The sequence below is a fragment of the Shinella sp. M31 genome, from assembly GCF_049199205.1.
Lineage (GTDB): Bacteria > Pseudomonadota > Alphaproteobacteria > Rhizobiales > Rhizobiaceae > Shinella.
On sequence record NZ_JBLZPH010000145.1, the window covers coordinates 14,401 to 27,731 of the forward strand.

Below are 13,331 nucleotides of genomic sequence, written 5' to 3' on the forward strand. Positions count from 1 at the left end.
TTGCCGTCATGGGCAAGGTCAACACCCAACTTCCTTACCTCTGCGGGAAGTGCAAGAACTTCTTCGGTTCGGAACGCGCCGTGAAAGACCATGCGCGCGCCAGCCACGGCGGCCTCCGCGTCGTCATCTATCGCCAGTGCACCGAAATCGACCTCCGCGACGAGCGTGAGGAATCCTTTGCTGATCGTGCCATCGCCGCATCTCTCGCCCTGTCGATGGGCGAGCCGACTGCCGACGCTTGGCTTTTGGGAGAATAGCAATGTCCAACGCTGAGCATTCCATCGTTCGTCATACCGAATATGCCAAGCGCCTTCTGGCCGATCTGCGCGCGAGCGGAGACGACAGCGATGCAGATCTGGTTGCTGACACCATCGAGGGTGAAACCGGCCTGCACGAGGCAATCGAAGCCGCCCTTGCCGAGATCGACGAGTGCGACGTCATCGTTGCCGGGCTCAAGACGAAAGAGGCGGAATTCGCCGCCCGGCGCGCCGCCACTGAAAAGCGTATCGAGCGTATCCGCGCCATGATCGAGCAAGCCATGCTGGCAACGGAACAGACATCTTTCCGACTGACCACGGGCACCGTCACGCTGACCAAGCGCGCCGCCGGCCTCATCATCACGAACGAGGCCGACATCCCCGGCGAGTACTGGGTCGAGCAGGAGCGCCCCGCACCGAAGCTGGACAAGAAGGCCCTGCTCCGCGCGCTCAATGACAAGCGAGCCGTTCCAGGCGCTGGCCTCGACAACGGCAGTTTCAGCCTTTCCGTCCGGAGGAAATGAACATGAACGCAATCACGAAATTCGACCTGACCGCCCGCCAAGTCACGTTGGTCAAAGAAACCGTCGCGAAGGACTGCAACGCCGACGAGTTCAACCTGTTCATGGAAGTCGCGCGAGCTAAGGGGCTCGACCCGTTCCTCGGCCAGATCATCCCCATGGTCTTCTCCAAGGGAAACGCCGCCAAGCGGAAGATGACGATCATCGTCAGCCGCGACGGCCAGCGCGTCATTGCGCAGCGGTGCGGCGACTATCGACCGGCGTCCAAGCCCCCGCAGTACGACGCCGACAAGAGCATGATTTCCCCGCTCAATCCTCAGGGCATCATTTCCGCGACGGTCTATCTCTGGAAGCAGGATCCGAAGACTAGCGACTGGTACGAGGTCGCCGGCCAAGCCTTTTGGGAGGAGTTCGCGCCCGTCAAGGACGAATGGACCGAAGGCGACGACGGCCGGAGCCGCAAGACCGGCAAGCAAAAGCTGGACGATTCCGGCAACTGGTGCCGCATGCCCCGCCTGATGATTTCGAAATGTGCCGAGATGCAGGCGCTGCGCGCCGGCTGGCCCGAGCAGTTCACCGGCCTCTATGACGAAGCCGAAATGGATCGCGCGAAGGTTATCGACCTGTCCGCCACCGAGATCGTCGAGCACGACAAGCAGGAAAGCCGCCTTAAAGCTGTCGGCGCCAAGGATGCGATCACCGTCACATGGGGCGATGGCTGGACGCTTGAAAACGTCCCGCTCGGCCAATTCGCCGACCGCGCGCTGGAGTTCGTGAAGAACGAGACGCCAGATACCATCGCCAAGTGGCGCGATGCGAACCGCGAACCGCTGCGCGAGTTCTGGGCTCGCAACCCCGGCGATGCTCTTGAGGTCAAGAAGGCCTTGGAAGCCAAGATCGCCGGCAACCATGTGCTGATGGCGGGGTGAGTGATGAGCACCGCACCTCTCCCGCTCCGGTATGAAGGCGACGGCGAATTCCGCGTTACGTCCAGAATGTGGGCGGCGCGGGCCGACAAGAGCTTTGTCGTCGGCGAGACCTACGACATGGTCGAACACCACGACCGATCGACGGCAAGCCACAACCACTATTTCGCCGCCCTCAAGAGCGGCTTCGACAGCCTGCCTGATCATCTTCGCGACGAGTACCCAACTGTCGAGCATCTGCGCAAGAAGGCGCTGATCCGCAAGGGATACTGCAGCCATAGCGACCATGTGTGCGCCAGCAAAGCCGAAGCCCAAAGGCTCCGCGCCTTCATTAAGCCCATGGACGAATACGCCATTGTCGAAGCGGTTGAATGCGTTGTCCGCGTCTACACGGCCAAGAGCCAGAAGATGAAGGCCATGGGCAACCGCGATTTCCAGCAATCCAAGAGCGACGTGCTCGACTTCCTCGACGACCTCCTTGGCGTCGAGCGCGGCCAAACCGCGAGATCGGAGGCAGCATGACCAGCACCACCCACGTCAAAGCCCACGAGCGCCGCAAGCCCGAGAAGACACCCGACCCGTTCGCCGACAAGATCAGCGCGCGCCTCGAGCAGATGCGCCGCCATCAGGCGAAGGCACCGCAGCGGCAGTCGATGCCCTCGATCATCGAAGGCCTTCGAAACCTCGCTAAGCTCATGCAGAAGGTGGGCCGGTGATGCGCATCCCCTCATTCGCCTGCACGGAAGGTTGCCACGAGTGCTGCGGACTCGTGCCGTTCACGGCTGCCGAGCGCGACCGCGTTGCTACCGTGCGCCCTCTCGAGCAATGGGAGCCGTTCGTCGATGGATCTTGGGTGCCGTCCGCCGCTCTGGCGTCGTTCAAGTGTCCCTTCGTCGGCGAGGACGGCTGCTCGATCTATAACGTGCGCCCGATGGTCTGCCGCCTCTTCGGCGCCGTCGACCACCCAATGATGAAATGCCCGATGGGCAGCGCGCCGGAAAAGCTTCTGACCGAAGCCCAGAGCCGCGAGCTTCTGCGGAGGGCGGCGTGATGGCGAAGCGTCGCGAGTTCACCAGAAACCAGCGCGAGGAGATCGTCGAGCGATCCAAGCGCGGCGGCAAGGATATCCGCTGCGAAGGCTGCGGCCAGGTCCTCGGTGCCAAGCCGTACGAGATCGATCACATCATCGCCGAAGCGCTCCGGCCGGAAGTCGACAAGCAAAAGCGCCTGACGATTGCCGAGGGCCAGCTTCTAGGAAAGTGCTGCCACCGCGGCGCGGACGGCAAGACTAACAAGGACGTCAAGGCGATCGCCGAGGCGAAGCGCCGTTACGACCGAGCCAACGGCCTAAAACGGCCGAAGCAGACGATCAAGTCTCCCGGCTTCCCCAAATCCGACAAGCCCCGCAAGCCCGTCGAGTACCGGCCGTGCACTTTCTATCGCGAGGAAACGAGATGACCGACAGTGAACTCACCAAGGAAGAATTCTGCCGGCGCTTTGTCGAGCATATGACGAAAGAAGCCGGCTTCAAGACCTTCAACGATGGTCGTCCTGTCCGATCCTACGCGGAGGAACAGGCTCCCGACTACTGGGAGAACTGCGGCCCTGACACGAATCCCGAAGACGCGGCCGAGGCCGACATGGATTGCTGGGAGGATTGAAGCATGACCGACTTCGAAACCATACGCGGTCCTCTTGCGCTCGTCGCTCATCGCCAAATCCATTCGGATTGCGGCGGGGCAACTGTCTTCTGTGTCGTACTCGCTGACGGATTTATCGTCGATTGCGGCTCCGACGGATATTCGCAGAAGCGCGCGATGATCCTCGCGGAAGCGGTCAATGCATATGGCCCGGAGAAATTCCTGATGCGGAAAGGCGGTGCCCAGTGACCGACCTTACCTCACTCATAGAGAAGCTGGAGAAGGCGGAAGGGCCGGATCGGGACATTCTCAAGAGACTGGACCGATCAGCGGATTGTTGGCTCTGGACTGGCTCTCTTGACCAAAGAGGCCGCGGTCGAGTGTGGTTCCGGAACAAGCTCACCCTGCATCATCGGGCCGTCTGGACTATCCTTGTTGGTGAAATCCCTAACGGTGCCATGCTGTGCCATCACTGCGACAACCCGCAGTGCGCCAATCCTCTCCACATGTATGTCGGAGATGCCAAATCGAACGTCCACGATATGGTTTCGCGCGGTCGTCACTGGCTACAAACCAACAAGACTAGGGCAGCAATCATCGGGCGCAGGTTGGGATCCGGCAACGACTGGGCCAAAGGTATGAACAACCCAAAGGCCAAGCTGTCCAGCGGGGAGGTCGAGCGAATTAGATTGAGCAAATTGCCAACGAAAACGCTGGCCACTGAATACGGCGTTGACCGGACTACTGTCCAACGCATTCGGCGCGGTGCCTTGTGGCCGACCCCCCGCGCCCTCCAGCAGAAAGGCTCCTCCAATGGGTGAGAACGTGAAGCTCGCATCGTGCCCGTTTTGCGGCAGTGACCGAGTCACTGTCTGGAACATTCGCGACGGCCAGCAAGCCATTTGCAAGGAATGCAAATCGACCGGCGCGCCAACCTTCTACGGCCCGGATGGACGCGATGCGACGTGGCGGCATGCAGTCGAGGCTTGGAACCGTCGTTCGGCCTACCCGAACGAACCGGCCCCCGATGACCTTGTAGGGTATGTCCTGCGCTACGGCGGCAGGTGCCGTGATTGCGCAGATATGGACGGCGTTTGTCAGAGCGGCCAGCCCTGCGACACTGAGCAGCGCCGGGCCGTCGTCAAGCACACCATCAAGGCTTTGGCTTACGGCATAAAGCACGGCTTCATCGAGAACCCTTTCATCCAGCCTCCCAGCCATATCGACGCCGAACCAGAACTGCTGGAGGCAGCAAAGAACGTTTACGAGTGGATGAATGGCCTTCCAATCCCGACAAACGGCTGCACAGCGAAGATGCAAGTTCTCTATGACGCCATCGCGAAAGCGGAGGCCCGCCCATGATCCCCGTATCCCCCTCAGAGACCATAGCGAAGGCCGACCGCATCTGGGCATACACCAATGCCCGAGGTACACGTGTTTGGACGCCGATGAAACCAGCCATTGCCGGCGCGCATGAAGAAGAAGAATACGTCTGCGCTGACGTTCACGCCGCCCTCGCCCTCCAGGTAGAGGCGATGAAGCGGGAGATGGCGGAGAAGGACGAGCGGATCGCCGCGCTGGAAAAGGCTATCACTTCGCCATTCTGCGTCGTTTATCTCGATGGTCGGAACGAGCACGGCACGCACGTCCTGCCAGTCCTTCCCACGTCCATCAACGAAGAGGCCGATGATATCGCGGACCAAGCGGAAGCGATCATGGCGGCATCCGAGGCCGGAGGCTTCGAGACCGAAGACCTAGTCTGGGCTGAGTTCGTGAACGTCCCTCCTCAGATTGGCGATGAAGGCCGCATCGAACTCGCCGGATATTGGGAGTTCAAGGGCATCAACGCTGAAATGTCAGCGCTGTTCAACCGCCGCGCCCGCACCCTCATCCAGGGAGAGAAGCCATGAAGATTGATCTGAAGCCGTGCCCTTTTTGCGGCGGGGAAGCCGAGTTCGAACAAACAGGCCGTGAGGAACTGACCTTGCGTTGCGTTGGTCCTCAGCCGTCAGGGCTGCTCGGCTGCGGCCCGAAGTATGTCCAGAAATGGAAGCGTTTTTCTCGTGAATGGCTTGTTGAGCGAATGACCGAGAACTGGAACCGTCGCGCCCTACCTGACGATGTGCACGATCTCGTTGTCGCGGCTCGCATCGTAGCCTTCGAGGACCAGTCCCCTGATGCCCTGCGCGTCCTTGACGTCGCCAATGACGAAGCGCGGATGCCCGCCGAGGACCTTCTCGTCCATACCCAAGACGCGCGGCAGATCGAAGGTGTAGTGCTCCAGTCGCTTCGTAGCCTCTTCTTTGAAGACGCGGCGAACAAGGCTCTCCTTCACGCCGTTGATCTGGCCACCCATGGAGAACTTCATGGCAATGCCGTCCTGGGCAAGTTGGCTCAGGAAGCGGCTGGTCATTCTACGCTTCTCGTCGATGTGGGGCAGCTTCTCCAAGAGCACCGTCCCGCAGCTTCGGCATCTGTAGCGCTGGCGCGTGATGCGGAGGTAGGTTTCTTGGCGTTGGAGCGGATGGTCTCGGAAGTGGACGACGCGCTTGCCGTGCTTCACGACATCCGGCTTATCACAATCGCACTGCTCAATGACCGGGTCGGTGATGACCGTATCGACGTACAGCTTCCCGTCCAACTCTTCGGTCTCCATGGCCATGTAGCCATCCAGCCGCAGCAGATCAAACCCAACAATTCCCCGCATTCCCATCCCCGCTTTCGGCGCGGACATTACCGGGACCGGGTTACCAGTCAATTGAGGAGCGCAGCGTGAGCTTTGATAAAGAACTGATACTTGATGTCTTGGAAGGGTGCCGAGACTACTTCGATAACAGGTCCGACGCTGACTGCGATCAGGACGGCTTTGTACCAAACAAGGAAATGATTCTGCTCAGCAATGTGCAGTCAGCACTAGAACACTTGAGCATGACAAAACCTGTCACCCTCAGTGGATCCTGCGATCTGTTAAGCGCAGCCAAGGGTATTAAGAGCATCGTCGAAGAGTTAAACGGCTCGATGACACATGGGACATGGCGTGACGATCGCGGCATGCGCCTTAAAGATACGCCAGAATGGATCGCCTTATACAACGCGGTTGCTGATGCAGAGCGCGACCACCGAGATGGCCCTGCACAAGATAGATCGCACTACTACAGTGTTGCTGAAAGTGCATGGGACGAGGCTGACAACGGCGTATCCGTCTTTACAAAGAAAGGCGCTGCGGGGGGTAGCAGCGACAATAAAGAATTGGATGGAACAGATGTGGCTCATCCAGCCTGGTGGCGCGGAAACGATGCAGGAGTATTGGGAGCGGTAGGCGTTATCAGGCGAGCCCTTGAGAAAGGCCAATGCCCCGATACTGGCAACGCTGGGCTTTCTGAACTCTGCAAGCGAGTTGTGTCTACGCAATCAGACCTGCGCTCGCTCAGGGACAATGGCCCATATGTTGTTGGCGGCAACCATGGCTGGGAAGCCGCGATAGATGCGGTTTCTGAATTGGTAGAGAGCTCTGGAGCGCCTGGAGCTACCCGTCTGGCGGACCAGATACGCGACCTGAACAAGCTCCCATTTTCCACAGGAAACCTTAGCCCGCCAGGCCGATCCGCTCCGAGTAATGGAGCACTACACGGATCGGCCTGGCTACCGAAGGAGCGAGGGAGTGAACAGTGACCGTATCAACCTCGGAAGACGAAAGCAGGAGGGGACCCCGGAATGTCAGATCAACCTCAGAAATCGGAAAGCCGAGCGAAGGCAATGGAAGGCGTGACGCGCTACGCCAACTCGTACAACTCGAACGGCCTCGGATTCTCCAACGGCATCACCGAGGACGAAAACGGCGGGTATGTCCGGTACGACGCCTATCAGGCCCTCGCCCTCCAGGTAGAGGCGATGAAGCGCCGCGCCGAGGCCGCCGAGGCTTTGGCAGAGCGCCTGAAGCTCGAAGCACAGGCCCACGCTATGGAAGCGCGGACGGCCAATACCACGATCAACGAAATCTATCAGGTTGTCAGCGGCGGTAAAGGCGAGCCGGGCAACTGGAATGGTGCCGCGCCGGTTCGCGAATTTGCCGAAACTTTCCGCTCTGTTCTGTCGGATTTCATACAGGCGCATATCGACGGCCCCGGCCTCCTCGACTGCATGGACAACGCGGGCAATCGCTACACGTCGCGGTTTCTTGCCGACGCCATTTCCCGCGCCCGCCCCCTCATACAGGGAGAGAAGCCATGAAGATCACCGACGAGATGGTCGAGGCAGTCGCGCGCGTGCTTGCCAACGATCTAGTTGAAATCGGGCTGACCTCAGAAAGCCCAATCGCAAGATCAGATGGCAAGACGATGCCACTGTGGGAGACGTACCTAAATCTGGCTTACACCGCCCTCACCGCCGCTCTTGCTGTACAGACGCAGCAGGGGGTGGAGGCTGGCCCAGCGCCCTATACGAGTTTGGAAGGTCGCGACTTTGAATGTGCGGGCGAACCTTTGGCGGGAAAAGAGATGGAAGAGGGGCTTCGGCATCAAGCTGAATATCTCGATCAATTGAAGGAGGATCAGGAATGAACCAGAACGATTTTTACGTCGCAATCCAAGGCATTATGACCGCCGCCAAGGTCGCTGGTTGGAAGATAGACGATGTGGAGCAGCACACAATCTATGCCGCCGAAGAGTGGCTCGAAGAGGAAGAAAAAGACCTCCCGACAACGGGAGACGAAGATGAAGAATGAGGTTCTAGCCGATACACGTTTTCATGGCGTATCGGATGCCCTCCGGGGCGAGATCGCTTACGCTCTCACCAAGAGATTGGTTATCGACATGCCTACGGCTCATGCCGCCGTCGATGAAGCGATTAAATCGATAACCCCAATGTCTCACACCCCATCGCTCAAACAGATGGACGCGCCCCGTTCCGCCCTTGTCGATGTCGCTGCGGTAGAGAGCGAGCCGGTGACCGATCCCGAGCCCATCGCTTGGTACATGTACCTCTGGAACGAGGCGGACGAGGACATCAAAAGCGATGTCCGCTGGGGGCGGCCCACTGGCGACGAGATCGCGCGCGCCGAGCACAACGGCCACGATATCGAGCACCTATACGCCCACCCTCCCCGTTCCCTCTCCAACGAGGGGCTCAACGTTGAGGATCTGACGCGCCCGATCATCGGCATTAAAAACCGCACCGCGCATGAAGTCTTCGACATCATGGCCGATCGCATTCGTCTCGCCCTCTCCACCCGTAAGGGCTCCGCAGGGGATGGTTCCGCCAGTGGCACAACTGGAGCCGCTGCCATCCGCAATATGGGAGGGGAAGGATGAAGCTCGTCCGCTACAACAATGACGTCTATCAGATTGTGGATGACGAAGGTGGCGTGAAATATCTGGCGCTTCGCCTCGCCAACGGAAAATGGGGTGCGTACGACGGGAATGATGTGAGGCTTTCCAAGCGCTCGTTCGTCAATCCTCGCCAGGTGCTTGCCTTTATTGCCGGCCGCGACGCTCTGGAGAAGGAGCGCGGCGATGGGTGAACCTCTCCCCTATGTTTACCGCTGGAACCGGCAGGACCGAAAAGGCCAGCCGTGCGAACTGCTGATCCGCGGCAAGACCATGAACTCGTGCCTCGTCCGCTTTGCTGACGGTTACACGATGGTCACCAGCCGCAATGCTATCATGAAGAACAAAGCGCTTGCGGAAAGGAGCACCGAATGACAGCCCCTGCCCTTATCAAGCAAGCGGAATTGCGCCGAATGGCAACCATCGCCAAACGCGAGGGGGTGCGTGTCGAGGTCGAGGTTGGCGGCCGAGTTTTCAGAATTTCCCCCGATATCCCCGATAATCACAAGCCTGAACCGGTTGCCCTCCCGGATGACTTTGCCCTCTGATGGACGGCATGGTCCGAAAATTGCCGCGCTATGTGACCGTCACCAAGACGAAGTACAAAAAGGTCTTGCTCTACTTTCGGGTAGACAAGGGGCCGCGTACCCGCCTGCCGGACGATCCGAGCAGTGAGGAATTCAAAGAGGCCTATCGTGCCTGCCTGATCGGGGAGCCTGTCCAGAAGAAAAAGATCGTTGGCGCTCCAACCACGATCCGGTGGCTTATCGAGCGGTATATGGAAAGCGCTGCTTGGCGGAATGATCTTTCCAACGCCACCAGACGCCAACGTAGCAACATCCTCAAACATGTGGTGGCTGAGAGCGGCGATACGCCGTTCGCCCTCGTGCTGCCCAAGCACATCCGAAACCGCATGGAGAAGATGAGCGACACGCCGGCCCAGGCGAACAACTATCTCAAGACGATGATCGGCCTCTTCTCATGGGCGGTGAAGAACGACCACGTGAAGGTGAACCCGACGATGGACGTCGATCGCCTCAAGGCTAAAACCAAGGGCTTCCCAGAATGGACACAGGAGGACTGTGAAGCGTTCCGAGCCACATGGCCGATAGGAACCGCCCAGCGCCTCGCATTCGAGCTGCTGCTGCACTCTGGGCTTAGGCGCGGCGATATCGTCACCCTTGGGCGCCAGCACCTCAAAGGCAACATCCTTTCCATCACAACGCAGAAGACGGGGACAACGATTACCGTCGAACTGCCGGACGCCGTCCTGTCCATTATCGCGGCGACGAAGACCGGTGATCTCCATTTCCTCGTGACAAGCTTCGGGAAGCCTTTCTCCATCCCAGGCTTCGGGAACTGGTTCCATGCGGCCAGCGTCAAGGCAGGCGTGCACAAGAACGCTCACGGCATCAGAAAGCTCGCCGCAACCATTGCAGCAAACGATGGTGCCACCTCAAGCGAGCTTATGGCCCAGTTTGGTTGGACGACGTCACAACAGGCAGACGTCTACACGAAGGGTGCGGACAGGGTACGTTTGGGAATCAGTGCTTCTCGGAGAATAGCCCGCAGGCTTGAGGCGCAAGACGCCGAAGAGAAGGCTTTGGGGGGCAGCGAAAATTCGCCAAAAGAATCAAAGGGGCGGTAAAACGTGTTTGGGGGCTGCAAAGGATTGAAACATAACGGAAATGGCACTACTGGTGGGGGCACCAACATTTCCGCTTCGCGACAGAATGAATGATCGGCTTGGCCGATTTTCGCGCGGCGTTTCGGGGAGGATTTACCGTGGCTGCAGAAAACGAACCGGTCTCCAAGGTGAAGATCGAGAAGCGCTCGGACGGGAAATTCTTCGTTGCCCTGACATTCCGCGGCGTGACCAACCCCCTGATCGGCCCGTTCCGCAACCCTTTCGAGGCAGCGGCAGCCGGTGAAGCCGCTTTGAAAGCGCTCGAAGCGCGCACCGGTGGGCGCAAGGCCTGATCCACCGGCGGCTGCGCTCCGCAGCCCATCACACATCATTGTCATATTTTTCAGATGCGCATGCCGTAAAGGCATGCGACAAAGGCCAGCCCCGCGCACCGTGCGGGGTTTGAAGCTTTGCATTGAGGATGCGGATCGGCGGCATGGCGCGTGAGTTGAACACCCTTTCCTTCGTCGCCTCGCAGGCGCCCGAAGCGCAGGACGCGCGCAACGAGCTGATCGCCATCTATGGCAATGCTGATCCGGAAGAGGCCGACGTGATCGTCGCGCTCGGCGGCGACGGCTTCATGCTGCAGACGCTGCACACGACCATGAACACCGGCAAGCGGGTCTATGGCATGAACCGCGGCTCGATCGGCTTCCTGATGAACCGCTACGATTCGACCGACTTGCGCGAGCGCATCGACGGCGCCGTGGAAAACGCGTTCCGGCCGCTGGAAATGGTGACAAGCGATGCGAGCGGCCAGGAACGCCGGGCGCTGGCCATCAACGAAGTCTATCTCTTCCGCCAGTCCTACCAGGCGGCGAAGCTGCGGGTCAGCGTCGATGGCCGTGTGCGGCTGGAGGAGTTGATCTGCGACGGCCTGCTGCTGGCGACCCCAGCCGGCTCCACGGCCTACAATCTCTCCGCGCACGGCCCCATCCTGCCGCTGGAGGCGCCGCTGCTGGCTTTGACGCCGGTGAGCCCCTTCCGGCCCCGGCGCTGGCGCGGGGCGCTGCTGCCGAACAAGGTGACCGTTAAGATCGACGTGCTGGAAGCGGACAAGCGCCCGGTCAATGCGGTGGCCGACAATACCGAGGTCAAGTCGGTGACCTCGGTACAGATCGCCGAATCGGCGGGCCTCTCGGCGCATATTCTCTCGGACCCCGATCATTCCTGGTCCGACCGGATTCTTGCCGAACAGTTCGATTACTGACACCTTTCCTCTTTCAGGACAGGAGCAGACCATGAAACGAACCCTCACCGCCGCTCTTGCCGTTCTCCTGCTCACCGGCATGCCCGCTTTTGCCGAGGGAGAATCGCCGGTGTCGGAAGCAATCACCTTCGTGGTAAGCACCGGATTCTGGGAAGACCCTGCGGAAGCGGATGGCGATGCGGCTGCCGCCACGCCCGAAAACGCGACGGCCGAAAGGCCCGCGCCGCGTCGCGGCTATTACAAGCTGATCGCCGTGCGTCAGAAGGACGGCACGGCGCAGGTCCATCTCCAGCAAATCGAAGCAACTCCCGACGGCCCCAAGATCGTTTCCTCGATGGTGCTGGAAGAATTTTCGGCGTTAAAACCCTATGTCACGGATATAAGGCCGGAGAATTCCTCCGGCGTCACCACCCAGCCCGGCCTTTTCGCTACGGTCCATCTGAAGACGGACCCGAAGGCGACCGAGCCGGAGAGCTGGACGGTGCTGATCGACGACCTTGGCGAGATCAAGATCGAGCGCGCGACGAATTAAGCTCCACGGAAACGAAAACGGGCGCCGAAGCGCCCGTTTGCAGTCTGTAAATCTACGTCAGTTCAGGTCATCCACCACCGCGTCCGCGCCACCGTTCACACGATGGGCAAGGGCCGCTTCCATGAACTCGTTGAGTTCGCCGTCGAGGACATCCGAAGGCGCCGTGCTTTCGACGCCCGTGCGCAGGTCCTTGACCAGCTGGTAGGGCTGCAGGACGTAGGAACGGATCTGGTGACCCCAGCCGATATCGGACTTGGAGGCCGCCTCGGCATTGGCCGCTTCCTCGCGCTTCTTCAGCTCCGCCTCGTAGAGGCGGGCGCGCAGCATGTCCCACGCCTTGGCGCGGTTCTTGTGCTGCGAACGCTCCTGCTGGCAGGCAACGACGATGCCCGACGGAATGTGCGTGATGCGCACGGCCGAGTCGGTCGTGTTGACGTGCTGGCCGCCGGCGCCCGACGAACGGTAGGTGTCGATGCGGCAGTCGCTCTCGTTGATGTCGATGGTGATCGAGTCGTCGATAACAGGATAGACCCAGATCGACGAGAACGAGGTGTGACGGCGCGCATTGCTGTCATAGGGCGAAATGCGGACCAGGCGGTGCACGCCCGATTCGGTCTTCAGCCAGCCATAGGCATTGTGGCCCTTGACGAGCAGCGTCGCGGACTTGATGCCGGCTTCTTCGCCGTCATGGATTTCCAGAAGCTCCACCTTGTAGCCCGAGCGCTCCGCCCAGCGGGTGTACATGCGCAGAAGCATATTCGCCCAGTCCTGGCTTTCCGTGCCGCCGGCACCGGAATGCACTTCGAGATAGGTGTCGTTGGTATCGGCCTCGCCCGAAAGCATCGCCTCGACCTGCTTGCGCGAGGCTTCGGTGCGAACCGTCTTCAGGGCATCTTCGGCATCCTTGACGATGTCGGCATCGCCCTCTTCCTCACCAAGCTCGATGAGTTCGATATTGTCCTTGAGCTGCTGTTCGATGGCGCGCACGCCATTGATGCTCTCGTCCAGCTGCTGGCGCTCGCGCATCAGCTTCTGGGCTTCCTGGGCATCGTTCCAGAGGTTGGGGTCCTCTGCCTTGTTGTTCAACCAGTCCAGTCGTCTTACCGCCTGATCCCAGTCAAAGATGCCTCCTCAGCAGGCTTATGGCCTGCTTGATTTCGTCGACGACGTTTTCGATTTCCGCGCGCATGTCCGCCTTCTTCTATGCATTTCGGTGGCCTCGAAATAGAGAGGG

At 60.0% G+C, this 13,331-nt stretch carries 26 protein-coding genes; 24 read left to right on the forward strand and 2 right to left on the reverse strand.

Annotated features, from left to right (window positions below):
• Positions 1-8 precede the first annotated feature (8 nt).
• The 12 genes from ACOZKU_RS23125 to ACOZKU_RS23180 are packed head-to-tail and all read left to right on the forward strand — an operon-like array spanning position 9 to position 5,254.
• Entirely contained in the window at positions 9-257 is a 249-nt protein-coding gene (locus tag ACOZKU_RS23125) for a hypothetical protein (RefSeq protein WP_421580855.1), read from the forward strand.
• Positions 254-781, forward strand: a complete 528-nt coding sequence (locus ACOZKU_RS23130) for a siphovirus Gp157 family protein (protein ID WP_421580879.1) — start codon at positions 254-256, stop codon at positions 779-781. Before ACOZKU_RS23125 ends, ACOZKU_RS23130 begins: the two co-directional genes overlap by 4 nt.
• 2 nt (positions 782-783) lie before the next feature.
• Positions 784-1,707, forward strand: coding sequence for a phage recombination protein Bet (gene bet / locus ACOZKU_RS23135; RefSeq protein ID WP_421580856.1), 924 nt, complete (start codon positions 784-786; stop codon positions 1,705-1,707).
• A 3-nt stretch (positions 1,708-1,710) separates the two neighbouring features.
• Positions 1,711-2,226 carry a hypothetical protein gene (locus ACOZKU_RS23140; RefSeq protein WP_421580857.1) on the forward strand — a complete coding sequence of 172 codons (516 nt, stop codon included), beginning with the start codon at positions 1,711-1,713 and terminating at the stop codon, positions 2,224-2,226.
• Positions 2,223-2,420 carry a hypothetical protein gene (locus ACOZKU_RS23145; protein ID WP_421580858.1) on the forward strand — a complete coding sequence of 66 codons (198 nt, stop codon included), beginning with the start codon at positions 2,223-2,225 and terminating at the stop codon, positions 2,418-2,420. Before ACOZKU_RS23140 ends, ACOZKU_RS23145 begins: the two co-directional genes overlap by 4 nt.
• Positions 2,420-2,755 carry a YkgJ family cysteine cluster protein gene (locus tag ACOZKU_RS23150; RefSeq protein WP_421580859.1) on the forward strand — a complete coding sequence of 112 codons (336 nt, stop codon included), beginning with the start codon at positions 2,420-2,422 and terminating at the stop codon, positions 2,753-2,755. The genes ACOZKU_RS23145 and ACOZKU_RS23150 overlap by 1 nt, the downstream gene beginning before the upstream one ends.
• On the forward strand, positions 2,755-3,162 hold the full coding sequence (locus ACOZKU_RS23155) for an HNH endonuclease (protein ID WP_421580860.1): 408 nt from the start codon (positions 2,755-2,757) through the stop codon (positions 3,160-3,162). The genes ACOZKU_RS23150 and ACOZKU_RS23155 overlap by 1 nt, the downstream gene beginning before the upstream one ends.
• Complete coding sequence (locus ACOZKU_RS23160) at positions 3,159-3,365, forward strand: hypothetical protein (protein ID WP_421580861.1); 207 nt, start codon at positions 3,159-3,161, stop codon at positions 3,363-3,365. The genes ACOZKU_RS23155 and ACOZKU_RS23160 overlap by 4 nt, the downstream gene beginning before the upstream one ends.
• Before the next feature lie 3 nt (positions 3,366-3,368).
• Positions 3,369-3,593, forward strand: a complete 225-nt coding sequence (locus ACOZKU_RS23165) for a hypothetical protein (RefSeq protein ID WP_421580862.1) — start codon at positions 3,369-3,371, stop codon at positions 3,591-3,593.
• Positions 3,590-4,165, forward strand: coding sequence for a hypothetical protein (locus tag ACOZKU_RS23170; RefSeq protein WP_421580863.1), 576 nt, complete (start codon positions 3,590-3,592; stop codon positions 4,163-4,165). Before ACOZKU_RS23165 ends, ACOZKU_RS23170 begins: the two co-directional genes overlap by 4 nt.
• Positions 4,158-4,706, forward strand: a complete 549-nt coding sequence (locus tag ACOZKU_RS23175) for a Lar family restriction alleviation protein (RefSeq protein ID WP_421580864.1) — start codon at positions 4,158-4,160, stop codon at positions 4,704-4,706. Before ACOZKU_RS23170 ends, ACOZKU_RS23175 begins: the two co-directional genes overlap by 8 nt.
• The gene (locus ACOZKU_RS23180; RefSeq protein WP_421580865.1) at positions 4,703-5,254 is read left to right on the forward strand and encodes a hypothetical protein; all 552 of its coding nucleotides are present in this window, start codon (positions 4,703-4,705) and stop codon (positions 5,252-5,254) included. The genes ACOZKU_RS23175 and ACOZKU_RS23180 overlap by 4 nt, the downstream gene beginning before the upstream one ends.
• 200 nt (positions 5,255-5,454) lie before the next feature.
• Here the strand turns inward: ACOZKU_RS23180 and ACOZKU_RS23185 are convergent, their stop codons facing one another.
• Positions 5,455-6,051, reverse strand: a complete 597-nt coding sequence (locus ACOZKU_RS23185; protein ID WP_421580866.1) for a transposase family protein — start codon at positions 6,049-6,051, stop codon at positions 5,455-5,457.
• A 65-nt stretch (positions 6,052-6,116) separates the two neighbouring features.
• Between ACOZKU_RS23185 and ACOZKU_RS23190 the strand changes: the two genes are divergently transcribed.
• From ACOZKU_RS23190 to ACOZKU_RS23245, 12 genes are all read left to right on the forward strand, one after another.
• Complete coding sequence (locus tag ACOZKU_RS23190) at positions 6,117-7,016, forward strand: hypothetical protein (RefSeq protein ID WP_421580867.1); 900 nt, start codon at positions 6,117-6,119, stop codon at positions 7,014-7,016.
• An 84-nt stretch (positions 7,017-7,100) separates the two neighbouring features.
• Complete coding sequence (locus tag ACOZKU_RS23195; RefSeq protein ID WP_421580868.1) at positions 7,101-7,574, forward strand: hypothetical protein; 474 nt, start codon at positions 7,101-7,103, stop codon at positions 7,572-7,574.
• Positions 7,571-7,903, forward strand: a complete 333-nt coding sequence (locus tag ACOZKU_RS23200) for a hypothetical protein (RefSeq protein WP_421580869.1) — start codon at positions 7,571-7,573, stop codon at positions 7,901-7,903. The genes ACOZKU_RS23195 and ACOZKU_RS23200 overlap by 4 nt, the downstream gene beginning before the upstream one ends.
• Positions 7,900-8,067 carry a hypothetical protein gene (locus ACOZKU_RS23205; RefSeq protein WP_421580870.1) on the forward strand — a complete coding sequence of 56 codons (168 nt, stop codon included), beginning with the start codon at positions 7,900-7,902 and terminating at the stop codon, positions 8,065-8,067. The genes ACOZKU_RS23200 and ACOZKU_RS23205 overlap by 4 nt, the downstream gene beginning before the upstream one ends.
• Positions 8,057-8,653, forward strand: a complete 597-nt coding sequence (locus ACOZKU_RS23210; RefSeq protein WP_421580871.1) for a hypothetical protein — start codon at positions 8,057-8,059, stop codon at positions 8,651-8,653. Before ACOZKU_RS23205 ends, ACOZKU_RS23210 begins: the two co-directional genes overlap by 11 nt.
• A complete protein-coding gene (locus tag ACOZKU_RS23215) occupies positions 8,650-8,862 on the forward strand; it encodes a hypothetical protein (protein WP_421580872.1) in 213 nt (70 codons plus the stop codon). Before ACOZKU_RS23210 ends, ACOZKU_RS23215 begins: the two co-directional genes overlap by 4 nt.
• Positions 8,855-9,043, forward strand: coding sequence for a hypothetical protein (locus ACOZKU_RS23220; protein WP_421580873.1), 189 nt, complete (start codon positions 8,855-8,857; stop codon positions 9,041-9,043). Before ACOZKU_RS23215 ends, ACOZKU_RS23220 begins: the two co-directional genes overlap by 8 nt.
• On the forward strand, positions 9,040-9,216 hold the full coding sequence (locus ACOZKU_RS23225; protein ID WP_421580874.1) for a hypothetical protein: 177 nt from the start codon (positions 9,040-9,042) through the stop codon (positions 9,214-9,216). The genes ACOZKU_RS23220 and ACOZKU_RS23225 overlap by 4 nt, the downstream gene beginning before the upstream one ends.
• The gene (locus ACOZKU_RS23230; protein ID WP_421580875.1) at positions 9,216-10,316 is read left to right on the forward strand and encodes a tyrosine-type recombinase/integrase; all 1,101 of its coding nucleotides are present in this window, start codon (positions 9,216-9,218) and stop codon (positions 10,314-10,316) included. The genes ACOZKU_RS23225 and ACOZKU_RS23230 overlap by 1 nt, the downstream gene beginning before the upstream one ends.
• 89 nt (positions 10,317-10,405) lie before the next feature.
• Entirely contained in the window at positions 10,406-10,648 is a 243-nt protein-coding gene (locus ACOZKU_RS23235) for a hypothetical protein (RefSeq protein ID WP_314094536.1), read from the forward strand.
• A gap of 143 nt (positions 10,649-10,791) precedes the next feature.
• Positions 10,792-11,565, forward strand: a complete 774-nt coding sequence (locus tag ACOZKU_RS23240) for an NAD kinase (protein ID WP_421580876.1) — start codon at positions 10,792-10,794, stop codon at positions 11,563-11,565.
• A 31-nt stretch (positions 11,566-11,596) separates the two neighbouring features.
• Positions 11,597-12,097 (forward strand): hypothetical protein, encoded by a 501-nt coding sequence (locus ACOZKU_RS23245; RefSeq protein WP_421580877.1) that lies wholly within the window; start codon positions 11,597-11,599, stop codon positions 12,095-12,097.
• Between the two features lie 57 nt (positions 12,098-12,154).
• On the opposite strand, the gene prfB is transcribed toward ACOZKU_RS23245, so the two are convergent.
• Positions 12,155-13,286 (reverse strand): peptide chain release factor 2 gene (gene prfB / locus ACOZKU_RS23250; RefSeq protein WP_421580878.1). Its coding sequence is split into 2 segments (ribosomal slippage): positions 12,155-13,216 and positions 13,218-13,286, totalling 1,131 coding nucleotides; the frame shifts between segments, so codons are not numbered across the junction.
• Positions 13,287-13,331 lie beyond the last annotated feature (45 nt).